Raw genomic sequence first — 22,415 nt, 5'->3', positions numbered from 1 at the left:
CCCCCATGGACCTCCAGACCCTAGTCACGCTCACCATCGGCGCCACCCTGGTGACCTGCGCGCTCGCCGTCGTGGGCGTCCACTTCTACGCCAGGGGGCGGGCCCAGCGGGCGGCGCTGGTCGACCGGTTGTCGGCGGCGAGCCAGGTGTCGTACACCGGCCGCCGCCGGCACTTCCGCGACCTGGACCGCCGGCTGCGCCGCACCCGGTTCGGCAGGCAGCTGGAACTCCGGCTGGCGGCGACCGGCCTTGACGTGACACCGGGTGAGTTCTTCGCCGCGATGATCGGGCTCGTCGGAGGCCTGTGGCTGGTCGGCCAGGCGACCCTGGCGCCCTTCTTCGGCCCGCTGGCCGGTCTGGCGGGCGTGTGGGCGGCGGTGCAGTTCCTCAACTGGCAGCGGCAGAAGCGCATCGAGAAGTTCATCAACCAACTCCCCGAACTGGCCCGCATCCTGGCCAACGCCACCCACGCGGGCCTCGCCCTGCGCACCGCGATCGGCATGGCGGCGGAGGAGCTGGAGGCACCGGCGGGGGAGGAACTGGCGAAGGTGGCCAACCAGTTGGCGGTGGGCGTGTCGATGGAGGACGCGCTGGACGAGATGGCGAAGCGGCTGCCGTCCCGGGAGCTGGTGGTCCTGGTGACGACCCTGGTGCTGTCGAGCCGGGCGGGCGGCCAGGTGGTCAGCGCCCTGCGGAACCTGACCGAGACGCTGGAGGAGCGCAAGGAGACCCGGCGCGAGGTCCGCACCCAGCTCTCCCAGGTGAACATGACGTCGTACGCCGTCCCGGTCCTGGGCATCGGCTCGCTGTTCCTGATGAACGGCGTCAAGGACGGCGCGCTGGAACGCATGACGGGCTCACCGCTCGGCCAAGGGGCGGTGATCATCGCATTCGCCCTCTACGCGGTCGGATTCATACTGATCCGCCGCCTGTCCCGGATCGACGTCTGAGGGGGTGGCCATGATCGGTATCGGACTGGCCCTGTTGATGGCCGTGAGCGTGTGGGGCGTCTTCGCCGGGATCCGGATGTACCGGGCGGAGGCGAAACTGCCGAGCGACCTGGTGCTGGCACTGGAGGTCGGATCGACCCGCACCGGCGCGGTGGACTCCCTGATCGACCGCATGGGCATGCGCTACGCCCCCGCCGTCCTGCGTCTGATGGGCCCCAAACAGGTCGCCAAGTACCGCCGCAGGATCGACCTCGCGGGCAACCCCGGCGGTCTGACCATCCATCGCTACGCGGCCCGCAGGGCGGTCTACGGCTTCCTCGGCGGCCTGGGTTTCCTCGTGTTCCTTCTCCGCGGCCAGATCCTGGTGGCCCTGCTCCTGCTGGCCTTCGGGGCGTTCTGGACGGAGGTCGGCATCTGGTCGGCGATCCGGGTCAGGAAGGACGTCATCGAGCGCACGCTCCCCGACTTCCTGGACGTGCTCGCGGTGGTGGTGAGCGCCGGCCTGGGCTTCCGCCAGGCGCTGGACCGCGTGGCCTCCAAGTACGAGGGCCCCTGGGCCGACGAACTGCGCATCACGCTCCGCCAGATGGACCTGGGCATGAGCCGCCGCCAGGCCTTTGCGGAGCTGCGCCGCCGCAACGACTCCGAACAGGTCGCGATGTTCGTGACGGCACTGCAGCAGGGCGAGGAACTGGGCGCGCCCATCGTGGACACCCTGGTCTCCCTGGCCAAGGACATGCGCCGGACGGACGCCCAGAACGCCCGCCGCAAGGCCGCCCGCGCGGTCCCCAAGGCCACCATGATGATCACCACCTTCATGGTCCCGGCCACGATGCTTCTGCTGGCCGCGGGGCTGCTGCTCGGCTCGGGCACCGACTTCGGCACGATCACGGGGAAGTAGGGGCCGGGCGATGTCGATGACGGGTGTGCGCAGGACGGGGTGGGGGCGTGGGCGGGGGCGCGGCGTGGCCGCCGACGGCGCTCCGGGCGAAGGCCGGGTGGGGGCCCCCGACACACCCGCACTGGACATCCAGGTCAACGCCCTGCAGGCCATGTGCCGCCAGGTCTTCGGCTTCCGGCTGGCCATGATCGCCCTCGCCGCCCCCGCCGCCCTCCTCAACGCCAACCCCGGCCTCGGCACCCGCCTGGTCGGCGCGGCGGTCGTCGTCACCTTCATGGTGTCGTACGCCCTGTTCAGGGACTGGGAACGCTTCGGCCCCCTCCTCCTGCGCCACCCCACCCTGCTCGCCGCGGACACCCTCTTCGCGAGCCTCCTCCTGATCTCCGCGGGCCCCGACACCACGCTCGCCTACGTCAGCGTCTGTACCCCTCTCCTCGCCGGTATCGCCTACAGCTGGCGAGGCGCCGCGGTCTTCGCGTCCCTGCAGTCCCTGATCCTGCTCCTGGCCCAGACAGCCCTCCCGCACTCGAACACCACGCCCGCCGACATCCTTCTCCTGCCGGGCTTCTGCGTGATCACGGGCGCGGTCGGCTCCACCCTGCGCAACCTCCTGCTGCGCTTCGGCACGGCGACCCAGGCCCTCACCGCGATGAAGGCCCGCCTGGCGGTGGCGGAGGCGATCAGCGAGGAACGGGCCCGTCTGGCACGGGAGATGCACGACTCGGTGGCGAAGACCCTCCATGGCGTGGCCCTGGCGGCCGAAGGCCTGGCGACATCGGCGGCCGCCCCCGCCCCGGACCCGGCCCTGCTGGAACGACAGGCCGGTCTGGTGGCCCGAGCGGCCCGCAGAGCGGCAACAGAATCCCGCGAACTCCTGACAGACCTGCGCCGGGACCAGGCCCCCACCACGGACGTACTCAAGGAACTGGCCGCCCGCACAAGGAACTTCAGCGCCCGTACGACCCTCCGGGCGACCTACCGGCCCCCCACCCACCCCCACCCCGCGCTCGCCGTCCCGCACCCCGTGGCCCGCCAACTCCTCACCATCACCGAGGAGGCGATGGAGAACGCCCACCGGCACGCCGATGCCACGCGCATCGACGTCACCGCGGACGTGGACCCCGACCACGAACTGCTCAGCATCAGCGTCCAGGACGACGGCCGCGGCCTCCCCCCGGACACCACCCTCGACGAACTCCGCCGCTCCGGCCACTTCGGCCTGGTCGGCATGATGGAACGCGCCGAGTCGGTGGGCGCCCGTATCCGCATCGGCGAGGGCGCGGACGCGAAGGGCACCGAAGTACTCCTGGAACTGCCCTTGTCACTCCCACGGGCGGACCGATGACCCCCCGCCCCACCACGAGAGGAGGCCGCGACATGCCGGACGACCCCCAGCACCCCACCCCACCGATCGCGCTGTTCCCGACGGCCCCGCCCACCCCCGTCCGGATCGTCGTCGCCGACGACAACCCGGTGGTCCGAGCGGGCCTCACCGCCCTCCTCACGGGCCGCGAGGACATCACGGTCGTGGCGGAGGCGGCGGACGGCCGCGAGGCGTACGAGGCCGCGAGCCGGCACCGCCCCGACGTGATCCTCCTGGACCTCCGCATGCCGGGCGTCGACGGGATCTCGGCGCTGCCGTACCTCGTGCCGATCGCCCCGGTGCTGATGCTGACGTACAGCGGAGAGCCGGAGACCGTCCAGGAGGCATTGCGCAGGGGAGCCGACGGTTACCTCGTCCACGGCGAGTTCACCGCGGACCAGCTCGTGCTGGCCGTCCGGGACACCGTGGAGGGCCGCACCCACCTCACACCCACGGCGGCGAGCGCACTGCTGACCCAGCTACGCGATGCGAATGCACACGTAAATCCCCATCTCCCGGTGGCTCCAATGGGGTTTCCCCCTAAAGGGCTTTCGCAACTGCAATCGCCTGTGGGACAGTTGTCATCGGACAGGTCGCGTTTCCAACTCAGCGCGAGGGAGGCGGAGATCATGAACCTCATCGCATCCGGCATGAACAACCAGCAGATCGCCGCCGCCTGCTTCATCAGCGAGAAGACGGTCAAGAACCACATCAACCGCATCTTCGCCAAGCTCCACAGCGCGAGCCGCTCCGAGGCCGCCGCGAAGTGGCTGGGCACGGCGCCGGGTTCGGGCCGAGGGGTGGGGTGAGCCGTGCCGCTGCGAGGTTGGGCCCGGATTTGGGCCCAGGGGCCCTGCGCCGATCGGTATCCGCAGGTCTACGTTCCGGTTGTCGACAGCGACGACGCCGAAGGGGCCCGCAATGAGCAACCGGTTCAACGACGACAAGGGTCAGACCGCGGTCGAGTACCTGGGCATCATCGCGGTGGTGGTGGCGATTGTGCTGGCGATCACGGGGACGGATATCGGCAACACGATCTACACCGCGATCGTGGACAAGGTCAACGAAGTCATCAGCGGCTGAACGGGCCTCGTAGACACGACGACGCAGGGCAGGCTTTCCCCATCTACATCATGGTGGTGGCGGGCCTGCTCTTTCTCGCGTTCGCCTACCTCGCGGTGGGCCAGGCTGCGGCGAACAGGAACGGCGCCCAGACGGCGGCCGACGCGGCGGCGCTGGCAGCGGCCCTGGACACCCGGGACGAGATCACCGACAAGTGGGTGGAGGACATTCTCGATCCCACCAAGTGGCGGGACATCTTCGACGGCGTGGGAGTTGACTTCAACGGGTGCGAGCGGGCCGACCAACTGGCCGCGCAGAATGACGCCACCCGCCTCTCCTGCCAGTCGGTACAGGGGCTGTACCCGGGCTACCGGGTCGAGGTCAGGACGAACAAGACCGTCGGTGATTCCATAGTCCCCGGAGTCGAGGGCAAGCAGTCGACCGAGGTCGCCGAGGCGGTCATCGAACCGATCTGCGACTTCAAACCGCCTGGCGAAGGCGCGGACGCGGACGTGCTGCCGGAGCTCACCTGCGAGGGCGGTGTCGTGTGGACCCTGGACCCGGACGACCTCACGGATCTGCCCGGACCCGAGGACCTCTTCGACGTCCATCTGGCACAAGCGAACGACGAGTGACGAAGGAAGCGGAGTGATGAGCATTCGGTTCACGGCGAAGGCCCGCAGGGGGATGGTCGCGTTGACGATCGCGGCCGGACTGGCCGTCGGTGTGGCCGGTTGCAGCGGTGGAGGGGACGACGGCAAGAAACCGGACACGTCGGCGTCGGCCTCCCGCACGGGCGGGTCCGACCCGAGTACGCAGGAAGGCGAGTCCGATGAGCCGATCGCGGAGCTGAAGGGCTCGAGCGGACTGCTGCTCCAGATCACCTCGGCCACTCGTGACGCCGGCGGCTTCGTCACGGTGAACGGCAACCTGAAGAACGACGGCTCCAAGCGCATCACCATTCCCCCCGCGGTCCGTGGAGACGAGACGGAGATCCTCCGGCACGGCATGTCGCTCGGGGGCGCGACCCTGGTGGACGCCACGTCGAAGAAGCGCTACTACGTGCTGCGCGACACGGACGGCCGACCACTGACGACGACGGGCTTCTCATCGCTGCAACCCGGCGAATCCCTGGCCGTCTTCGTCCAGTTCCCGGCCCCCCCGACCAGCACGACCGACGTCACCTTCCAACTCCCCACCTTCGCCTCCGCCCCCATCCAGATCTCCGGATGACGCCTACCATGACCGCCACCCGAACCCCACCCCGCCTCGCCCTGGCCATCACCGTCGCCTCGCTCATGGCGGCCCTGACTCTCACCCCGGCGCAGGCCGACGACGGTGGCCCCAGCGTTCCCCCGGGCACCGAACCCTCCGCCACCGCACCCGTCGAGGTGGACCCCAACGACCCGGATCTGAAGCTCCCGGAAGGCGCCACCCTCGCCGAACCGAAGGTCCTGGACATCAAGCAGGTCGTCGAGGACCAGAGCGGAGACGAACGGCGCGAGGACACCAACGCGGACGTGAAGTTCGCGCTCCAGGCGGAGGTCCTGTTCGGCAAGGACAGTTCGAAGCTGAACGGCGAGGCGAAGGCACGTATCTCCGCGATCGCGGCGGAGATCAAGAACCAGCACGCCACCCGGATCCGCGTCTTCGGCTTCACCGACAACCTCGGCAGCTACGCCCACGGCCGCACCCTGTCCCGGCAGCGCGCCAACGCCGTACAGGACGTCCTCGACCAGGAGTTGAAGGACTCGGGCATCACCTACGAGGTCCGCGGCTACTCCGAGGACTATCCGATCGCCTCCAACTCGACGGAGTCGGGCCGCAAGAAGAACCGCCGAGTCGAGGTCTCCTTCCCCCGAGGGGAGAACTGACCGACCGGGATGGTGGGGCTCACCAGGTCACCGGCAGCTCGTAGACGCCGTAGACGATGCCGTCGTCCTTGAACGGGATCTCGTCGAGGTCGGTGGCGCGGCGCAGGGTGGGGATGCGGCGGAAGACGGTGTGGTAGACGACCTGGAGTTCCAGGCGGGCCAGGGGCTGCCCCAGGCACTGGTGGATGCCGAAGCCGAAGGCCATGTGGCGACGGGCGTCGCGGCGGACGTCGAGCCGTTCGGGGTCGGGGAAGACGTCGGCCTGCCAGTTGCCGGTGGCGCCCGGCAGGATGACGCCTTCGCCGGCCCGGACGGACCGGCCGCCGATCTCCAGGTCCTCCAGGGCGAGGCGGCGCTGGCCGTTGTGGACGACGGTCAGATAGCGCAGCAACTCGTCCGCGGCGGACGCCAGGACCTTCGGGTCGTCGGTGTCGCGGACGACGGCGAGCTGGTCGGGGTGTTCCAGGAACGCGAGGATGCCCAGGGCGAGCATGTTGGCGCTGGTCTCGTGCCCGGCACCGAGCAGCAGGACACTCAGCATGGTGGCGTCGTGGTGGGTGAGATCACCGGTGCGCACCCGGGCGGCCAGCTCGGAGAGCATGTCGTCCGCAGGGTCGGCGAGTTTCGCGTCGATCTGCCCGCTCAGATACTGGTAGATCTCGCCGAAGGCGGCCCGAACCGCTTCGGCGGTCACGTCCCGGCGGAGCCCCACCTTGCTGTTGGCCTGGAAGAAGTCGTGGTCCTCGTAGGGGACTCCGAGCAGTTCGCAGATCACCAGCGACGGCAGGGGGAGCGTGAGCGCCTCGACCAGGTCGACCGGCTTGGGCCCGGCCAGCATCCGGTCGATCAGGTCGTCGGTCATCCGCTGAACGGCCGGGCGCATGGCCTCGATACGTTTGACGGCGAACGCACCGGTGACCATCCGGCGGATGCGCGCGTGGTCGGGGTCGTCCATGTTGAGGAAGGACGGCGGGTTCTTGGCGGCGGTCTCCCGGAAGGCCTCGTTGAGGTAGGGGAAACCCGGCCGGGTGGTGTCGACGCTGAGGCGCCGGTCGCCGTACAGGGCCCTCTGGTCCTCGTACCGGGTGACGAGCCAGTGCACGCTGCCGTCCCACAGCCGAACCCTGGAGACCGGCTCCTCGGCGTGCAGTTTCATCAGCGCCGGGGGCGGGGCGAACGGACACCCGGCCGCCCGGGCCATCGGGAAGTCGGGAACAGCCTCGTCCTGCGTGTGGACAGGCGCGTGGGTCATGACACTCCTCGGTGGGGGGAAGGAAGCCGAGGACATCGAACCCTGCGAGCCTGACAACTCCCCGTCAGACAGCTGACGGGTGGCTGATTGGCCGGATCAGGGCAGGTGGCTCACGGCGACAAGGGTGTCGTAGGCCTCTGTGTCGTCACGGCCGGAATCCGTCCGAAGGCCCGAAGACGCGGCCCGCCACGGTGATATTTTTTTGCACACGCATCACTGACTGATTCGCGTAACGGATCGAAAGCCCCGCACCACCAGGGCCGAAGCGAACACGGGGGATACGGCATGTCGGGCGGCACGGACATCGAGGATCCGGCGGCACTGAACCGCGCGGGCACCGGCGCGCAGGAAATGGCGGGACGCACGCGAACCACCGGCGCCCACCCGGTGGACGAGACCCGCTCGGCAGCCAAGGACTTCGGCAGCGGCAACTGGGACGGCGGACTCGGCGGAGCACTGAGCGGCCTGGCGGAGACCTGGTCGAGTCAGGTCTCGGCACTCGCCTCCCAGTGCGACGGCCTCGCTCGCCAGTGCGGCGGCTCGGGCCTGCTCTACCAGAGCACGGAGACGGCGAACACGCAGACCATGCGCTCCCTGTCCGGCAAGCCGTCACCTTTCGGCTGAACCCGGCCCGAGCGCGCCACCGCCCACCGCGATCACCACACACGGGGACCCACCGCAGCCATGCCGACGTACGAGCAGCTCTATCACCTGAACCTCAGCAACCTGAAGGCCGCCGCCGACCGCTGGAGGGAAACGGCCGCCAAGTTCAAGGGACTGCACACCGCGTACGGCGACGAGGTCGCGGCGCCCTTCAAGCAGGCCGGCTGGCACCAGCCCGTTCTGACGGCGGCCAAGGCGGACGGCGATGTCCGCGCCGCCCACCAGGAGTTCGCGGACGCCCAGAAGGAGGCGGAGGGCATCGCCGGCGTCCTCGCCTCACTCCACGGCGCTTTGACGAAAGCCAAGGGCGACCTCAGCCACCTCGCTGACGTAGAGGCCCCGAAGCAGGAGCTGCACATCAGCGCCACGGGTGTCGTCACCCCGCGCAACGACGCCAACCAGCAGACGTGGGCCCACCACGACCCCGACGGCCAAGCGCTCATCCGCAAACAGCAACAGGCCTGCGACGCCTTCGCCCGCCGTATCGAAGCCGTCCTCCAGCAGGCCGCCGACGCCGACGAGACCGCCTGCTGGGCCCTGCGCCGCGACCTCGGCGGCTACACGGACAACTTCAACTCCAAGGTCGTCACGTCCCTCGATTCCGCCGACGCCACGCACGCGGCCGAGCTGATGAGGAAGGGCGACAAACTCACCGACACCGAACTCACGCAGCTCAACCATCTGCTGAAGTCCAACCAGCGCGACCCGGAGTTCTCCACCAGCTTCTACCAGCAGCTCGGCCAGAAGGGCACCCTCCAGCTCTACGGCCGGCTGGCCCTCCAGACCGCCGACGCCGGCGACGAACGCAAGGCGCTGCTCCAGGAGTTGCAGCGCAACATGGGCAACAACCTGGCCACCGCCACCAACCCGGGCAAGACCCCGCACCTGGACGAGCAGTGGACCGCCGACCTGCGCAAACTCGGGACCCAGCACATCGCGCTGTACCCGGACAGCATGCGCGAGGGCCCCTACGGCTACCAGCTCCTCGGCGGCATCCTCCGCTACGGCAACTACGACTCCTCCTTCCTCACCCCCATCGCAGAGCACGTCACCCAACTCCACGCCAAGGACCCGGACTTCTTCGCCGGAACGAAGTCCGACTTCGGAGACCCTGGGTACGGCTTCAACCCCTCGGGCAAGAACGGCGCGGGCTACGACCCCATGAACAGCGTCCTGGAGGCGTTGGGCCACAGCCCGCAGGCGGCGACGGACTACTTTTCGCCACCGATGCAGGAGTACGCAGAGGACGGTTCCCCGAAGGGCAAGCCGCAGGAGACCCTCGACGTCGACGGTTCGACCAACTACCTGGACTACCTCGTCAACAAGGACTACGAATCCTTCCCCGACATCACCGGCCACGACCCCGACGCCGCGGAGAAGTCCATGAACGACTTCCCGGACTCCCTGGGGCACGCCCTCGAAGCCGCCACTACTGGCCGCTCCTGGGATGGTGACCCCAACGCTGATTCCGTCCTGCATTCGGACGCCCAGGCTGCCCTGGCACGCCAGATCGTGGACAAGTTCGGTGGTGAGGGAGGCCCCGAACTCCTCAACGGCAAAGACGGAGCTCCTTACGAGGCCACGCGTGACAGCTTGGGCAACATCGCTGCGGAGTACATGGGCGACGTTCAGCGCGCCGTGTCCAGTCAGGAGAGCCTGCCGGTCTTCGGTACTCCCGCACAGCTCGACCCTGCGCACACCGAGGCGTTCCTCTCCCAGGTCGGTCAGGATCCCGATGCTTATGCGGCGATCACAGCATCGCAACAGGCGTACACCACGGCTGAGGTCGACCGGGCCATGAACGGCAAAACGGACTCCACTGTGTCCGTCGAAGAGAGGGCATCCAGCGCCGTCCGCCCCGGTGCCACCATCGCCGGCATTATGAGCGAGGCCCGCGCGGACGCGATCTTCTCAACCCACCGCGAGAAGGACGCGGATTTCAATGAGTCGGCCGAGACCACCAGCAAGTGGGTTGGCCGCGGCTTGGGCCTGGCCACAGGTGCCATCAAGGTCCCCGTCGCCGGCGACGTCGTAGGTTGGGCGATCGAGGACATCCAGTCGAGTGTGTTGGAGAGCATCCAGCGGGACACCACATCTCAGGCACAGGACGAGGCAAACCGGGACTACACCAACGGCAGCACTCAGGTGCAGCGGTCGGCTCAGGCTGCTGTCGAGCAGGCGGCACAGCGCGGTAATTACAACGCTGACACCGTGCGTGATATCAAAAATGCCGTAGCGGGGGAGGCCTTCCAGAGCCACGCTGCCGGAGCCAAGTGGGAGGACGCGCACCATGGATGACCTTCAGCTCATTCCGAAGCGGCCGACATGGGCACTTCTGGCGGTGCTGGCGCTCCTGTCCGGCTGTTCAGCCGAGCAGACGGTGAAGTACGACTTGCCGAAAAGCCTCTGCGGAGTTCCAGTCACCCGCAGCGTGATTGAACCGCTCTTCCCTCCTGGGAAGGATCTCACGCAGACAGGGGGTGCTCTCGCGGATGGCCAAGACCAGTCGTCTTGCTCTTACTTGGTGGACGGAAACACCGTGCTCAGTCTCTCGGACCAGCGCTACCAGGAGAAGCTGGCTGCCCGAGATGTTCTCGCAAAGACCGTCCCTGGCAGTCAAGCAAGAGAGATCACCGTCTCCTCTTCCGGTCGCATCGCCACGTACAGGGGCCATGCCGTAGGTGTAGCGGATTGCTCAGGGCTCCCGTCGGATGTCGATGGTGAGGAAGCTCAAAGCTATGCGCTGACAGTCGGTGTTGGAAATCCCAATAACTGGCAGGAAGCTCAAACGAAGCTCACCAAGTTCATGAGGACGTTCCTCGGCGCAGCTACGAAAGCGGACGGATGCTGATCAACCTGTAGACCACTCCGGTGGCGCAGTACGGTCGCCATGCGGCAGTTCTGCCGACGGCTTCAGGGGAACAGTCGACTCCGGCAAGGTTCACAGCAGCAGCCCCCCGGCGCGAACCTTGCCAAGGGAGCGCTGTCGTCGCGGAGTCACGCGGTGGCGGCCGTGGCGGCGTCGGCGAGCGTCGACTCCACACACGCGATCTCATGTCGCACCTTCATCTGGCTAGGCTGCGGCCAGTTCGAACCACACGTACTTGCCCCGGTTGCCGTACCGCGCCAACGGCTGCCACCCCCACAGGTCGGCACAGGCACGCACCAATGCCAAGCCCCTCCCTTGCTCTGCCTCTCCGAGCAGTTCGAACTCCTTTGGAGGCTCGGGAGGTTCGGGGTCGGCGTCCCACGCTCCGATGCGCAGGACGCCCGGTGACCACCGCACCCTGAGGGCAGCCGGTCCCTTCGTGTGGCGTACGGCGTTGGCGATCAACTCGGCTGCGAGCAGTTCGGCGGTGTCGACAAGCCGGATCAGGCCGTGCATGGTCAGGATCAGGCGGAGGGTACGGCGGCTGATGGTGACGGCTCTGGGGTCGTTCGGGATATACAGCGTGTACTCCCAGGGGGCGTTTTCGGGCATGCGGCAACTCCGTTCGGTGGAAGAAGGGTTCGGGGAGCTGCGGTGGCCGGCGGTGGCATTGCCGCAGCCGTCGTGGCAGGACGGAGTGGTGCGCTTCCGGGTCCCGGCAGATCCGCAGAGTGTGCGTCGCGTCACTGACGGTAGGGGATAATCTTTCGGTGGTGCAAGGTGATCGCGTAACCTGACACCCGAACGAGTCGCGCTCACCGGCGCGTTGCACCGAGGAGCGATCGATGACGACGAGACGCGAACCGACGGCCCGGCAGAAGCGCCTGGGGAGTGAACTGCGCAGGATGCGGGAGGCGGCAGGGCTCAGTGCCCGTGAAGGGGCCGCCCTGCTCGGCGTGAACTCAGTCCAGATGAGCCACATCGAGTCGGGGCTATCGGGTGTGAGTGAGGAGCGGTTGCGTCGCCTCGCCGCCAACTACGTTTGCTCGGATGCGCAGTTGATCGACGCCCTGGTGACCATGGCGACTGACCGGACGCCCGGCTGGTGGGAGGAGTACCGGGGTGTCCTTCCTGCCGCCTACCTCGACCTCGCCGAGCTGGACCACCACGCCAGGTTTCGCCACGATGTGGCGGTCATGCACGTGCCGGGGCTCTTTCAGACGGAGGACTACGCCCGTGCCCTCTTCGCTTACATGAACCCCGAGTTCCCGGATCGTGAGGTCGAACTTCGGGTAGGGCACCGGATGAAGCGGAAGATCGTCATCGAAGGCCCCGATCCCATCCCGTACGAGACGGTGATCCACGAAGCCGCTCTGCGCATCAAAGTCGCGGGCTGCACAGCGACCCGAGCTCAACTGGCCCGCATCCTGGAGATGTCCGAGGCGGACCACGTCGCGGTTCGGGTCATTCCCTTTGCTCTGGACGACTTTGCCGGAGCGGGCAGTGCCCTGGTCCACGTAGGCGGCCCGGTGCCCCGTCTGGACACAGTGGTGCGCGATGCCCCTCACGGCACCGCCTACCTCGATTCCGAGGCTCAACTGGAGCATTTTCGAACGCTCTTCCTTAGGGTGAAGGAAGCGTCGCTCCCTCCGGAGCAGTCACGCGACCTCATCCATCAGTTGGCCAAGGAACTGTGAGGACAGCATGACCACCCCCACTCCGTGGAAGAAGTCGTCCTACTCGGGTGGAGGTGAGGGCAATGACTGCGTGGAAGTCGCGGTTCGCCCCACGTGCATATCCATCCGCGACTCCAAGGCCCCGGCCAGAGCAATGCTCACGGTCCCGACAGGAGTCTTCGCACCCTTCATCGGTGCCCTGAAGGACCGCTCCGCCGTCGCCGCCTTCGCAGGGTTCCGGGACTGATTCACCTGAGACTTGTCCCGCAACTGCCGCAGAGCGGCCAACAGGTCGCGACAACGAGGCAGTCTCAGGTTTCGATGTAGCCCGGTCGCATGGCTGATCGCCTCAGGGTTTGCCGCCACTCGTCCACCAGATCGTGGGACTCATCCATGGCGGGATCGCGACTTCCGCCGGGTGCGTAGGCCGCGGACCGGTCCGCTCGGAGCGGCACATGAGCGCAGTACCAGGCTCGCTCGGCACCCTCTTGCTCCGCATCCGTGCCTGTCCGTAGATAGTCGAGCAGCGCCTTCATGACCCGGCGGCGTCCGAATGCGTAAACGGCTGGTTCAACGAACCAGCGGCAGAAGCTGGGGTCCGGGTCATAGACGGCCGCAGCCATCAACGGGCCGAAGAACTCTTCGGGCAGACTGGCGTGTTCGAGCAGTGGTCTGCATGTCGCATGGGCCAGATGCCGCGCGCGGCGGGCCTCTGGCACGTTGGCCGCGTTCCCGAGGTCCAGCAGCCGTGCCACCTCGGCTGCGCATGACAGGAACGAGCGTGCATCTGCCTCGTTGTGCTCCTCTTCGGCCATGGGGGCATTCTGGACCGCCTCAAGTCACGGGGCCACGGGGCGATGGTTGCTGCTCCGTGGTCGACGGCATGGCGCTCGACCATTTCTCCTGAATGAAACGATCATGTTGTGGCTGGTGTGATCACGTCGTCGTCGCCGAATCATTGGCATGACCGGCTGTGGCTACTGCTGGGGCGGCCACTGGCCCTGAGGTGGGGTGGGCTGTTGCTGGTACGGATTAGGCTGCTGGGGTGATACCGGCTGGTGGTACGGGTTCTGCTGCGGGTAGGGCTGCTGGCCGTACTGCGGGTAGCCGGCGGAAGTGCCAGTACTGTCGGGTCCGTTGTTGCTGTTCCCGCTGCGCCTGGATCGCTTCACGATCAGGAGGGTGACCAGCCCGATGACGGCCAGCCCCACGACACCGACGACGGCCCAGATGATCACGCCCTTCTGGTTCGTCTTCTCCTGCCCTTCGTCGGATGCGCCGAGTGCGGGAGCGGCGGATTTCTCCTTCAAGGACTCTGGGACAGTCAGGGGGCCGTACTTCGAGCCGGCCGGGATGTTGTCCTTCAGCGCGGCGAGGGGCTGGATGATGCCGTAGCCGTAGCTCTTGTCGGGGAGGGAGAGGCCCTTCTCGGAATCGGGCAGCGCCGCTGTCTTTACTAGGCGGTTGGCGATCTGGCCTGCCGTCAGGTCGGGGAACTTGGATCGGAGGAGGGCGGCTGCCGCTGACGTGTAGGCGGTCGCATCCGATGTGCCGTCTCCTGCGTGATATCCATTGCCAGCGCCGTTGGCGGAGACGATGTTAGTTCCGGGAGCTGTCAATGAGACATGAGGGCCCGAGTTAGATTTCTCCCAGACCTTCCCGTTGTTCGTCACGGCACCCACACCCAGCGCGCCCGGTGAAGCCGCCGGGTAGCATGTGGACGAGTTGCCATCATTTCCTGCGCCGCCCACGACTAGGACATCGTGACTCAATGCGTAGGCTACAGCGTCGGAAGTTTTGTCCAACTCGCTCTGATCCGTGGAATCAAAGCATTGCGACACGTTGATCACAGATGCGCCATGGTCAACGGCGTATCGAATGGCAACGTCCGTTCCCGGTCCGTCAGTGCCGTACTCCCGGATCGGTAGAATCTTCGCCCCGGGCGCCAGGCCGATCACGCCATTATTCGTGCCGTGTCCATGTCCGGCGATGATGGATGCCATTGCCGTTCCGTGATTATCGCCTGAATCTGGGGTCGCGCTACCCCCGTCCATGAAGTCCTTGCCTTCAAGGACATTTCCTTGAAGGTCGACGTGACTGGCGTTCACTCCGTCGTCGATAACGGCAACTGTGACGCCTTGTCCCTTGGAGAACTTCCACACGGATTCGGCATTGAGCGCCTTCAACGCCCATTGGTCATCTCTGACCTGGTCTGCCGCTGACAGTGGTGCTGCGGCGAAGAGCAGCGCGCCGGTCAGCATGACGCAGCCCGCGGCGCGAAGTGCCCGGGTGAACCTCATCCGTGTGTCCTCTCTAAGGTTGGTGCGGGAATGGGAGTGAGGAATGCATCCCCGCACCTTCCGGTCTACTACGGCACGTCGCGCTTACCCCTCGATGACCCGAGGTGCCACGTTACGCTGCGGGGTCCAGGTCTCCTCATCCTCGACCAGATAGTCGGGACGCTCCCGCTCGCACTGCTCTTCGTCCTTGGGGCGACCGTTGCGGCCATTTGGTGCACCCGCGACTCCGCCCTTGCGGACAGCGCTGGCTCCTTGGCCCGCGGCACCGCGGCTGTTGTGCAGGCCCGAGCCGCCAGCGGTCCCTCTGCCTGTCCCCGCACCCACACCCGCCTTGGGCGTCCCACCGCTGATGCCACCCGAGTTGCGAGCTGAGCCTCCTGGGCGGGCGCTCCCGGCCGCACCCGCACCCGCACCCGCACCCGCACGCGCTCCAGCGCGGCCGGCCATGCCGCCCCCGCCGGGTCGGCCGACCATCGCTCCGCGCGCGCCAGCTACGCCGCCGACGACGCCAGCGCCACCACCGACGAAGCCAGCGCCACCACCGATGCCGCCGCCAGCGGATCCACCACCGACGCCGCCCCCGCCACTGGGCGTCGGCGTACCAATGTTGCCACCGGAGATGCCGTCAATCGCCGTGCCGACACTCGGTACCGGCGCCGTCGACTGATGCCCCCCACCGGTGATGTCCGAAGGCGGAGTCACCGACTTCGACTGGCTAATAGTGCCAGTCTGGGCGTGCCCGGCGGTATCTACTGTCGCTTTCCTCGGGCTTCGAGGCGAAGTGGTCGACGGAGTCGCTACCGGCGTGGGTGTAATGCCGCCGGGATCGCCGGGGTAGTCCTTCTCGCCCTCGATCGGTGGCTTCCTATTCCAAGACCCCATCGCTTTTGCCTGCGAATTGTAAGACGCCCCCAACGTCTCCATCTTCGCTGCCATGGCAAGCTGCGCCTCCCGCCCCGCCGACAGATCGTCATGGTTGCGGTCGAGGACTTCCTGGGCGCCCCTCCCGGCCGCGATGTCCTTCTTCATGCCGCTGTCGTCGCCGGTGAATCCGTCGCCCGCAGAATTGAGGAAGCTGGAGACCCTCCCCGGCTTCTCCATCGCCAGGACGTCGTCCTTGACCTTGCCCAGTGTGTAACTGGCATTCGCCATGGCGATCGACGTGTGCCCGGCGTACTTGGCCGTGTCGCCGATGCTCTTGCTGACCTGTTTGGCCTTCGCGGCGAATCCGTCGGCGGCGGCGCCCTTCCAGTGTTCCTGGATACGGGCGACCTCCTTCTCGAAGTCGCGCTGGATCGTGGTCAGTTGAGCCTGGACGCCCTTCCAGCCCGTCACGACGCCCTCCACGAGGTCCGGTCTGGCGTGGCGGACCATTGCCTGCATCTCGTCCATGTTCTTGCCGCCGGAGAAGGGTGTCGAGTGCTTCTCGTTGAAGCACCGGTTCATCTCGACGTAGTCGTAGTCGATGTACTTGTCGCCCTCAGCCATATGCCCTTACCCCCTGGTACTTCGTACATCAGCCCGCATCGCGCTCATGGACCGCTACTGTCCCGCGTTCGGGAAACTCGCCTGCGCCGCGTAGTCCGAGTCCTGGTACGCCCCGTGTGTGTACTTCGTCTTCCGGCCGAACTCGTCCATGACCGAGTTGAGATACTTCACGACGTCCTCGATGTACGTCTTCATCTCGTTGTGGGCGTTGGCGAGCTTGTGCGCCTCGTCGAATCCGGTTCCGAGGGCGCCTTCCGGGAGATACGTGTTGGTCGCCGTGTCCGTGTTCGCCTTGCCGAGATCACTCAGCACCTGGTTCAGCGCGGTGACGGTCTTCTCGAGCTCGTCGAGATCGACGCTTACTTCTTCAGCCATGCCCAGCTCCCCGTTTGCCCAGTGGTGTCACTCACGGTCGTTCGTGTCGTGAACGCGTCACGGCCGGTGACAGACGCACCAAGTCTGACCTGCTCCGATTCTAGTGGCGACCACAGACAGAACGAACGCCCCAACGTTCTGTCACGAGACCACGACTTCACAAGCAAGATTCAAGGCGGCTCGCGCACGCCCGTACCGGCCGGTGAGGCGGGTGCGCGAGGTTTGCCATGTGACTCCGGCAACGCACGCCACGCCCGGCTGGACCGGCACACGATCATCATGATGTGCTTTCGCACACCAGAAGAACAGTCACGAGGTGACCACGCATCATGGCGGAAGCGGTCAGCAGCACGACAGTTGGCGTGGGTGCCCTCGAACGGGCAGCGCTGACCGCCGAGATACACGACCTGTACGACGGTCAGGGCGACAGTGAGCGGCTGTTGGCGGCATTTCGAGCGGCGGCGCTGTACGTGCCGTTCGCCGAGGAAGCCGAGGACGCCGAGCACGCCGAAGGCGAAGCGATGTGCTCCGGCGAAGCCGACGGCGTCCGCTGGCTGTACGCCTTCACCTCGACCACCGAGCTGGAGCGTTTCGCGCGCGCCCGCGCCGAGGCGGGCACCGACCCCGGGTGGGCGAGCGGCCGTATCCGCTACTGGACGGTGCTCGGCTCCCGGCTGCTCGACATAGCCGTACCCGCCGCCGTGGCCGAGAGCCGTACGCCCGCCGGGGTGGCGGTGGACGTCGGTGGCATCCGGCCGCTCCTCCTCCCTCCTCTGTCCGGTGTCGTGCCGGACCAAGTGGCGGTGGATCTCATCGACCGGACTCCAGGGGCCAGGCCTCGTAGCGCAGGAGAAGCGTGAGCAACGGTTACGAAGCGGACCCCGAGGTCCTCAAGCAGGCCGCCAAGGGCATCAACCAGACCATCGAGGAGCTCCAGGACGTCGGCATGGTCGGCGGGGGCGCGGTCGGGCGCGGCTTCGGCAGCCTCGGGTTGACGCAGTTGCAGATGGGACACACCGGGCTGGCCAAGGCCTTCTCCACCTTCGCGGAGCGCTGGGCGTGGGGAGTGAAGGCGCTGGTCGACGAGGGCAATGAGATCGCGGAGAAGCTCGACCTGTCGGCCGGTTACTACCACGAGGCCGAGGAGTACGCGATCGGCGTCACCAAGGACTACGTCGTGGCCGCCTACGGCGATCCGGCCGTATCCGGCGAGAAAGCGGAGCGGATGTCGTGGGGCCAGGTCGGGGCGTCGGCGAAGGGGAGTTGGAGGCCGGATCTCTCCCAGCAGTCGGCCTCCGAGTCCCTGCACCAGACGGGGCAGGCCTGGCAGGCCACCGAGGAGGATCTGACCACCAGCGGCCAGTACGGCACACAGCTGCGGGTCGGCGGCGAGTTCCTGCGGGAGCCGATGGACGCCGTCACACCTGAGGACAGCGACTGATGGGCGTCCTGGGGGAGTTGGGGGACCTCGCCGACGGCGTCAAGCAGGGCGTCTCCGACGGAGTCAACGCGACCGCGGGCGTGGTGGGCGACAGCCTGGACGGGGTCGGGCTGAAGTCCGCCGGGGAAAAGGTCCGCGACGGCGCCGAGTACCTCACCGGGGTGGTCGGCGCCGTGGTGCCCGAGCGGGAGTTGGGCGAGACCGACGAGCCGGGCGAGCTGATCCACGGCTCGACCGGGGACATCGAGGAGGCCGTCCGGCATCTGAAGTCCTTCGCCACCGCCTTCGAGAGCGTCGGGCAGGCACTGAGGAAACTCGACCCGGGCCACTGGACCGGAACCGCCGCCGAGTCCTTCCGGGAGTCCTTCACCACTCACCCCAGGAAGTGGCTCACCGCGGCCGACGCCTGTACGGCCGCGGCGCAGGCACTGGCGTCGTACGCCCACACGGTTTCCTGGGCGCGCGGGCAGGCGGGCGAGGCGATCGAGAAGTGGCGGGCCGCGGAGGCGAAGAGCAAGGCGGCACGGCAGAAGTACGACCAGCAGTTCTGGGAGTACCAGTCCGCCCTGACCGTCGGCTCCCTGTCGGGCTCCGATACCGCCACCCCCACCGACCCGGGGGACTTCGTGGACCCGGGAGAAGCCGACCGCGGGGCGGCGCGGGAGACCCTCAAGTACGCCCGCCACACGCGGGACTCCGCCGCCGAGACCGCCGCGACCAAGGTGACCGGCGCGTTCGAGGCGGCCCCTGCCGAGCCCGGTGCCTGGGCCAAATTCAAGGCCGGCCTGATCGACGCCCCCATGGCCCTGAACATGGAGCTGGAGCACTTCGCCGGCGGCTTTCTCAAGGGCGGGATCGGGCTGACCCGCATGATGCGGAAGGTCAACCCGCTGGACCCGTACAACCTCACCCACCCCTCGCAGTACCTGCGGAACGTCTCCAGCACCGGCATGGGTCTGCTCACCTCGGCCAACCACCCGGTGCGCGCAGCCAAGTCGATGGTCGGCTCCGGCTGGTCCACCGATCCGTCCGAGGCGCTGGGCACCTTCAGTTTCGACGTCGGCCTCGACCTGCTCACGGGCGGTGCGGCTGGGGGTGCGGCCGCGGCCCGCCGCACGGTCACCGCGGGCGTGAAGGACTCCCTGGAGACGGGGGTGGAGCGGGCCGCCCGGGAGGGGATGGGAACGGCAGCGGAGAGCGCGGGCGAATCGGCCGCGAGGAACGTGGCCAAGGACGGCTTGCCGGACGGCTGGACCGTCAAGCGGGCCCAGGAGACCGCGGACGCCACGGCGGATGCCGCCAAGGACGTCGCCCGGGACAAGTGGGAGAAACCCGCTGACCCCGATGGCGGTTCGTCGGCTGCGGAGGCCGATGCCCAAAGCGCTCCCCCGAGGCGGGACGGCCTCCCGGACTCCGCCAGGCACCAATCGGCGATGGCCGGGATCTCCGAAGGCGCGGTCACGTTCAGAAGCAGTGAGGGTGCGATGCAGTACGGCGCCAAGCACTGGAATGACTATGCGGAGGGCCTGCCGAACGAGGTGAAGGAGACGGTGAAGAGCTACACGGAGACCGGGCATCTGCGCGTCAACGGGTTCCTGCGAGGCGAGAAGTACTACGACACCCCGGAGGTACACCAGCAGATCGAGCGTCTCGACAAGGCGCTCGCCGGGAATCCGTTGCCTGAGGACGTCGTCGTCGACCGCAGCACGAACCTGGAACACTTCTACGAGAAGATGAATGTCGACGACCCGAGACTGATGGTCGGTAGGAACTTCACGGATGACGGCTACATGTCCACCTCGCTGGGTGGGGCCGTATCCGAGTCCAGGGCCGCCGTCCTCCATCTGCGAGTGCCCGCGGAGACCCCGGGCCTGTGGGTGGAGAAGGTGGGCGCCTACGGTGCCGGAGAGCGTGAACTGCTGCTCGGCCGTGGCAAGGAATACACGATCACCGAGGCGTTCAAGGACGCCAACGGGAAGTGGCAGATCTACGGAAAGATTCACTGATGAGCGAGCAGCACCAGCCGGACGAACACTTCGGGGAGAGGCCGTCTTCTGCGATGTCGCAGGATCTGCGCGTACGGCTGACAGGCGGGGTGGAAGACTATCCACACCATGCCGACGGTCCCGTGCAGTACGTCGTGGTGGCCTACATGGCGGGGATTCTGCTGGCTGTGTACGCATCGGATGCGGAGGGCGCCCTTGGCTACGTCGTGCGTCCGGAGCTGGGGCCCGATGCCAGTAACTCCACCGGCTTCTGGATCGACCGCATGCGGGCCGCGTGGGTGCTGAAGACGCCTCCCACCAAGGCGTTGGCCGAGATGGTGGCGGTGGCGCAGCGGGACGGGCTTCCGTTCCAGGCGTGGGTGGTGCCCGGGCCGTGGCAGGAGGCTCCCAGCCTGGCGGCCCTCAAAGAAGAGATCGTCGGCGACGGCAAGTGGGACCGGAGCCCGCGCAACCTGAAACTGAACGTGTATCCGGTGATCCCCTTCCGCGGTCCGAAGATGCTCGCCCCCGAGGTGACCGAGGTCATGCGGTATGTCGCCCGGCGTCAGCCCGGCAAGGTGATCTTCGCCATCGATCCGGCATACGACCCGCACGGCGAGGTCCCGGAGGAGCGGATGCTCGGCGGCTGGGAAATCGACGAGAACGGCGAGATCGGCGAGTTCCACTTCAACCCCACCTATGAGCCCACCCTCACCGCGCTGCGGTACCGTCCGCCGGAGAACGAGGTCGAGCGTACGCTCCAAGCCCTGGACTCGCGCCGCGGCACCCCCGAGGCACTCCTGGACGCCTTCCGCGAAGGTACGTTGCTGGTCTCCCTCGACGAGGACGGCAAGCACCTCCGCTTCCGCCAGCGCGACGACGGCGAGCGCATCCTGGACGTCTACACCAGCACCCAGTACGTCCCGGACGACGGTCGACAGGTGCGGGCGATGAACGGGGGCGAACTCGCCAAGGGCCTGTTCGGTTGCTACGTCGCGATCAACCCCGGCAGTCGCGCCAACGTCGAGATCCCGTCGGCCGATCTCGCCGTCAGCGCGTTCGGCTGACGGCGGCGGTACGACAGTTCGGCGCCGCACTCGCCTTCCCGCTGGCCGGGTCGTCCACGTCCTCTCGCCGACGCCGGACCTTGCGGGGCCTCGCCCCCTACTCCACCCCGATCTCCACCCGCACCCCCACCCATACCCCCCACCCCTCCATCGCCCCGGCCTCCGCCTCCAGCACATGACGGGAACGCAGCCGCGGCATTCCCAGCCGCCCCGGCTTCATCGTGCGTACGGCGATGACACGGAGCCGCCGGTCGAGGTAGGCGACGTCGATGGGGAACCGCATCCGGAAGGTGTGCACACTGCCCGCGGGGGACAGGAGCAGGGCCCCGTCGACGGAGTCCCGTCCCAGCAGTCCCTTCGTCCGGGCGCGGTAGGAGCTCGCGATCTCCAGCGGCACGGCGAGCTCCTCCTGCTCCCCGTGCACGATCAGTTTTCCGCAGCCGTCCTGCCAACGCCCCATCCCGGAGCCACCTCCAAGCCGTGGAGTTCCCACGCCGTCCGTGTCGGTCCCAGTACCGTGGGAGTCGATCCTCTCTCTTCTGCCCAGGTCAGGTGTCCGATGCGAAGAATCGTCCTGATGATGTCCATGTCCCTCGACGGATACATCGAGGGCCCCGACCGGGACATCAGCTGGCACCGCGTCGACGACGAACTGCACACGCACATGAACGCCACGGTCGGGAGCATGGGCGGACTCCTCCACGGCCGCGTCGTCTACGAGCTCATGGCCGACTACTGGCCCACCGCCGACGCCGACCCCGACGCCCCCGCGTCCGTCAGGGAGTTCGCCCCGATCTGGCGGGACCTCCCCAAGGTCGTCTACTCCCGGACCCTCACGAACGTCGACTGGAACTCCACCCTCGTCCGCGAGGTCGTACCCGAAGAGGTCCGGGCGCTGAAGGAGCAGCCGGGCGGTGATCTCGCGCTGGGCGGGGCCGACTTGGGGGAGACCTTTCTGCGATACGGCCTCGTCGACGAGCTGCGGGTCTACGTCCACCCCGTCCTCGTCGGCCGGGGCAAGCCCCTGTTCCCGCACACCGACACGCTGACCTCCCTCCGGCTCGTCGAGTCGCACACCTTCGGCAACGGCGTCGTACTGCTGCGGTACGAGCCGACGCCGTAAAGAAGTTGTCCGGTCCTACCTTCATG

25 protein-coding genes are annotated in these 22,415 nt (G+C 67.5%); 18 read left to right on the top strand and 7 right to left on the bottom strand.

Annotated features, from left to right (window positions below):
• Positions 1-5 precede the first annotated feature (5 nt).
• The 8 genes from BFN33_RS30525 to BFN33_RS30495 all read left to right on the top strand — a co-directional run bounded on the left by BFN33_RS30525 (position 6) and on the right by BFN33_RS30495 (position 6,150).
• Positions 6-950, top strand: coding sequence for a type II secretion system F family protein (locus BFN33_RS30525; RefSeq protein ID WP_069763376.1), 945 nt, complete (start codon positions 6-8; stop codon positions 948-950).
• A 10-nt stretch (positions 951-960) separates the two neighbouring features.
• Entirely contained in the window at positions 961-1,851 is an 891-nt protein-coding gene (locus BFN33_RS30520; protein WP_069763375.1) for a DUF5936 domain-containing protein, read from the top strand.
• 16 nt (positions 1,852-1,867) lie between these two features.
• Positions 1,868-3,196, top strand: a complete 1,329-nt coding sequence (locus BFN33_RS30515; RefSeq protein WP_370743331.1) for a sensor histidine kinase — start codon at positions 1,868-1,870, stop codon at positions 3,194-3,196.
• Between the two features lie 32 nt (positions 3,197-3,228).
• A complete protein-coding gene (locus BFN33_RS30510) occupies positions 3,229-4,023 on the top strand; it encodes a response regulator transcription factor (protein WP_069763374.1) in 795 nt (264 codons plus the stop codon).
• A 112-nt stretch (positions 4,024-4,135) separates the two neighbouring features.
• Complete coding sequence (locus BFN33_RS53315; protein WP_167368204.1) at positions 4,136-4,297, top strand: Flp family type IVb pilin; 162 nt, start codon at positions 4,136-4,138, stop codon at positions 4,295-4,297.
• Complete coding sequence (locus tag BFN33_RS30505) at positions 4,294-4,911, top strand: pilus assembly protein TadG-related protein (protein WP_079141101.1); 618 nt, start codon at positions 4,294-4,296, stop codon at positions 4,909-4,911. The genes BFN33_RS53315 and BFN33_RS30505 overlap by 4 nt, the downstream gene beginning before the upstream one ends.
• Positions 4,912-4,927: 16 nt before the next feature.
• Positions 4,928-5,509, top strand: coding sequence for a hypothetical protein (locus tag BFN33_RS30500; RefSeq protein WP_069763372.1), 582 nt, complete (start codon positions 4,928-4,930; stop codon positions 5,507-5,509).
• 8 nt (positions 5,510-5,517) lie between these two features.
• Positions 5,518-6,150, top strand: a complete 633-nt coding sequence (locus BFN33_RS30495; RefSeq protein WP_069763371.1) for an OmpA family protein — start codon at positions 5,518-5,520, stop codon at positions 6,148-6,150.
• Positions 6,151-6,169: 19 nt separating this feature from the next.
• Here BFN33_RS30495 and BFN33_RS30490 read toward each other — a convergent pair whose 3' ends face one another.
• The gene (locus tag BFN33_RS30490) at positions 6,170-7,402 is read right to left on the bottom strand and encodes a cytochrome P450 (RefSeq protein WP_069763370.1); all 1,233 of its coding nucleotides are present in this window, start codon (positions 7,400-7,402) and stop codon (positions 6,170-6,172) included.
• A 285-nt stretch (positions 7,403-7,687) separates the two neighbouring features.
• On the opposite strand from BFN33_RS30490, the gene BFN33_RS30485 reads away from it, so the two are divergent.
• Genes BFN33_RS30485 through BFN33_RS52730 form a run of 3 tightly spaced genes read left to right on the top strand, consistent with a single transcriptional unit; the run spans position 7,688 to position 10,916 of the window.
• The gene (locus BFN33_RS30485) at positions 7,688-8,026 is read left to right on the top strand and encodes a hypothetical protein (RefSeq protein WP_069763369.1); all 339 of its coding nucleotides are present in this window, start codon (positions 7,688-7,690) and stop codon (positions 8,024-8,026) included.
• A 60-nt stretch (positions 8,027-8,086) separates the two neighbouring features.
• The gene (locus tag BFN33_RS30480; protein ID WP_069763368.1) at positions 8,087-10,363 is read left to right on the top strand and encodes a DUF6571 family protein; all 2,277 of its coding nucleotides are present in this window, start codon (positions 8,087-8,089) and stop codon (positions 10,361-10,363) included.
• On the top strand, positions 10,356-10,916 hold the full coding sequence (locus BFN33_RS52730) for a hypothetical protein (protein WP_141758003.1): 561 nt from the start codon (positions 10,356-10,358) through the stop codon (positions 10,914-10,916). The genes BFN33_RS30480 and BFN33_RS52730 overlap by 8 nt, the downstream gene beginning before the upstream one ends.
• A 222-nt stretch (positions 10,917-11,138) precedes the next feature.
• Here the strand turns inward: BFN33_RS52730 and BFN33_RS30475 are convergent, their stop codons facing one another.
• On the bottom strand, positions 11,139-11,546 hold the full coding sequence (locus BFN33_RS30475) for an ATP-binding protein (protein ID WP_069763367.1): 408 nt from the start codon (positions 11,544-11,546) through the stop codon (positions 11,139-11,141).
• Positions 11,547-11,779: 233 nt separating this feature from the next.
• On the opposite strand from BFN33_RS30475, the gene BFN33_RS30470 reads away from it, so the two are divergent.
• Both BFN33_RS30470 and BFN33_RS30465 read left to right on the top strand, forming a co-directional pair.
• Positions 11,780-12,631, top strand: a complete 852-nt coding sequence (locus BFN33_RS30470) for a helix-turn-helix transcriptional regulator (RefSeq protein ID WP_069763366.1) — start codon at positions 11,780-11,782, stop codon at positions 12,629-12,631.
• 7 nt (positions 12,632-12,638) lie between these two features.
• On the top strand, positions 12,639-12,857 hold the full coding sequence (locus BFN33_RS30465) for a DUF397 domain-containing protein (protein WP_069763365.1): 219 nt from the start codon (positions 12,639-12,641) through the stop codon (positions 12,855-12,857).
• A gap of 64 nt (positions 12,858-12,921) precedes the next feature.
• Here BFN33_RS30465 and BFN33_RS50325 read toward each other — a convergent pair whose 3' ends face one another.
• From BFN33_RS50325 to BFN33_RS30450, 4 genes are all read right to left on the bottom strand, one after another.
• Positions 12,922-13,425, bottom strand: a complete 504-nt coding sequence (locus BFN33_RS50325) for a hypothetical protein (RefSeq protein ID WP_256122903.1) — start codon at positions 13,423-13,425, stop codon at positions 12,922-12,924.
• A gap of 162 nt (positions 13,426-13,587) precedes the next feature.
• Positions 13,588-14,910 (bottom strand): type VII secretion-associated serine protease mycosin, encoded by a 1,323-nt coding sequence (mycP, locus tag BFN33_RS30460; protein WP_256122902.1) that lies wholly within the window; start codon positions 14,908-14,910, stop codon positions 13,588-13,590.
• 84 nt (positions 14,911-14,994) lie between these two features.
• The gene (locus tag BFN33_RS30455; protein ID WP_069763364.1) at positions 14,995-16,398 is read right to left on the bottom strand and encodes a hypothetical protein; all 1,404 of its coding nucleotides are present in this window, start codon (positions 16,396-16,398) and stop codon (positions 14,995-14,997) included.
• Positions 16,399-16,452: 54 nt separating this feature from the next.
• The gene (locus BFN33_RS30450) at positions 16,453-16,773 is read right to left on the bottom strand and encodes a hypothetical protein (protein WP_069763363.1); all 321 of its coding nucleotides are present in this window, start codon (positions 16,771-16,773) and stop codon (positions 16,453-16,455) included.
• 329 nt (positions 16,774-17,102) lie between these two features.
• Here BFN33_RS30450 and BFN33_RS30445 point away from each other — a divergent pair, with 329 nt between their 5' ends.
• The 4 genes from BFN33_RS30445 to BFN33_RS30430 are packed head-to-tail and all read left to right on the top strand — an operon-like array spanning position 17,103 to position 21,266.
• Positions 17,103-17,633 carry an SseB family protein gene (locus BFN33_RS30445; protein ID WP_176742500.1) on the top strand — a complete coding sequence of 177 codons (531 nt, stop codon included), beginning with the start codon at positions 17,103-17,105 and terminating at the stop codon, positions 17,631-17,633.
• Positions 17,630-18,214 carry a hypothetical protein gene (locus BFN33_RS30440; RefSeq protein WP_069763362.1) on the top strand — a complete coding sequence of 195 codons (585 nt, stop codon included), beginning with the start codon at positions 17,630-17,632 and terminating at the stop codon, positions 18,212-18,214. Before BFN33_RS30445 ends, BFN33_RS30440 begins: the two co-directional genes overlap by 4 nt.
• On the top strand, positions 18,214-20,220 hold the full coding sequence (locus BFN33_RS30435) for a putative T7SS-secreted protein (RefSeq protein ID WP_069763361.1): 2,007 nt from the start codon (positions 18,214-18,216) through the stop codon (positions 20,218-20,220). Before BFN33_RS30440 ends, BFN33_RS30435 begins: the two co-directional genes overlap by 1 nt.
• Positions 20,220-21,266 carry a type VII secretion system-associated protein gene (locus tag BFN33_RS30430; protein WP_069763360.1) on the top strand — a complete coding sequence of 349 codons (1,047 nt, stop codon included), beginning with the start codon at positions 20,220-20,222 and terminating at the stop codon, positions 21,264-21,266. The genes BFN33_RS30435 and BFN33_RS30430 overlap by 1 nt, the downstream gene beginning before the upstream one ends.
• A 97-nt stretch (positions 21,267-21,363) precedes the next feature.
• Here BFN33_RS30430 and BFN33_RS30425 read toward each other — a convergent pair whose 3' ends face one another.
• Positions 21,364-21,726, bottom strand: coding sequence for a DUF192 domain-containing protein (locus BFN33_RS30425; RefSeq protein ID WP_069763359.1), 363 nt, complete (start codon positions 21,724-21,726; stop codon positions 21,364-21,366).
• Between the two features lie 99 nt (positions 21,727-21,825).
• On the opposite strand from BFN33_RS30425, the gene BFN33_RS30420 reads away from it, so the two are divergent.
• Complete coding sequence (locus tag BFN33_RS30420; protein WP_069763358.1) at positions 21,826-22,389, top strand: dihydrofolate reductase family protein; 564 nt, start codon at positions 21,826-21,828, stop codon at positions 22,387-22,389.
• Positions 22,390-22,415: the final 26 nt, after the last annotated feature.

Origin of the sequence: Streptomyces sp. LUP47B (assembly GCF_001746295.1) — a bacterium.
Lineage (GTDB): Bacteria > Actinomycetota > Actinomycetes > Streptomycetales > Streptomycetaceae > Streptomyces.
This window is presented reverse-complemented; position numbering and strand designations above follow the sequence as displayed.

Bases quoted from the DNA above. Each gene is read 5' to 3' on its own strand.
- BFN33_RS30525 (WP_069763376.1), top strand. From the start codon at position 6: ATGGACCTCCAGACCCTAGTCACGCTCACCATCGGCGCCACCCTGGTG.
- BFN33_RS30520 (WP_069763375.1), top strand. From the start codon at position 961: ATGATCGGTATCGGACTGGCCCTGTTGATGGCCGTGAGCGTGTGGGGC.
- BFN33_RS30515 (WP_370743331.1), top strand. From the start codon at position 1,868: ATGACGGGTGTGCGCAGGACGGGGTGGGGGCGTGGGCGGGGGCGCGGC.
- BFN33_RS30510 (WP_069763374.1), top strand. From the start codon at position 3,229: ATGCCGGACGACCCCCAGCACCCCACCCCACCGATCGCGCTGTTCCCG.
- BFN33_RS53315 (WP_167368204.1), top strand. From the start codon at position 4,136: ATGAGCAACCGGTTCAACGACGACAAGGGTCAGACCGCGGTCGAGTAC.
- BFN33_RS30500 (WP_069763372.1), top strand. From the start codon at position 4,928: ATGAGCATTCGGTTCACGGCGAAGGCCCGCAGGGGGATGGTCGCGTTG.
- BFN33_RS30495 (WP_069763371.1), top strand. From the start codon at position 5,518: ATGACCGCCACCCGAACCCCACCCCGCCTCGCCCTGGCCATCACCGTC.
- BFN33_RS30490 (WP_069763370.1), bottom strand. From the start codon at position 7,402: ATGACCCACGCGCCTGTCCACACGCAGGACGAGGCTGTTCCCGACTTC.
- BFN33_RS30485 (WP_069763369.1), top strand. From the start codon at position 7,688: ATGTCGGGCGGCACGGACATCGAGGATCCGGCGGCACTGAACCGCGCG.
- BFN33_RS30480 (WP_069763368.1), top strand. From the start codon at position 8,087: ATGCCGACGTACGAGCAGCTCTATCACCTGAACCTCAGCAACCTGAAG.
- BFN33_RS52730 (WP_141758003.1), top strand. From the start codon at position 10,356: ATGGATGACCTTCAGCTCATTCCGAAGCGGCCGACATGGGCACTTCTG.
- BFN33_RS30475 (WP_069763367.1), bottom strand. From the start codon at position 11,546: ATGCCCGAAAACGCCCCCTGGGAGTACACGCTGTATATCCCGAACGAC.
- BFN33_RS30470 (WP_069763366.1), top strand. From the start codon at position 11,780: ATGACGACGAGACGCGAACCGACGGCCCGGCAGAAGCGCCTGGGGAGT.
- BFN33_RS30465 (WP_069763365.1), top strand. From the start codon at position 12,639: ATGACCACCCCCACTCCGTGGAAGAAGTCGTCCTACTCGGGTGGAGGT.
- BFN33_RS50325 (WP_256122903.1), bottom strand. From the start codon at position 13,425: ATGGCCGAAGAGGAGCACAACGAGGCAGATGCACGCTCGTTCCTGTCA.
- mycP (WP_256122902.1), bottom strand. From the start codon at position 14,910: ATGAGGTTCACCCGGGCACTTCGCGCCGCGGGCTGCGTCATGCTGACC.
- BFN33_RS30455 (WP_069763364.1), bottom strand. From the start codon at position 16,398: ATGGCTGAGGGCGACAAGTACATCGACTACGACTACGTCGAGATGAAC.
- BFN33_RS30450 (WP_069763363.1), bottom strand. From the start codon at position 16,773: ATGGCTGAAGAAGTAAGCGTCGATCTCGACGAGCTCGAGAAGACCGTC.
- BFN33_RS30445 (WP_176742500.1), top strand. From the start codon at position 17,103: ATGGCGGAAGCGGTCAGCAGCACGACAGTTGGCGTGGGTGCCCTCGAA.
- BFN33_RS30435 (WP_069763361.1), top strand. From the start codon at position 18,214: ATGGGCGTCCTGGGGGAGTTGGGGGACCTCGCCGACGGCGTCAAGCAG.
- BFN33_RS30430 (WP_069763360.1), top strand. From the start codon at position 20,220: ATGAGCGAGCAGCACCAGCCGGACGAACACTTCGGGGAGAGGCCGTCT.
- BFN33_RS30425 (WP_069763359.1), bottom strand. From the start codon at position 21,726: ATGGGGCGTTGGCAGGACGGCTGCGGAAAACTGATCGTGCACGGGGAG.
- BFN33_RS30420 (WP_069763358.1), top strand. From the start codon at position 21,826: ATGCGAAGAATCGTCCTGATGATGTCCATGTCCCTCGACGGATACATC.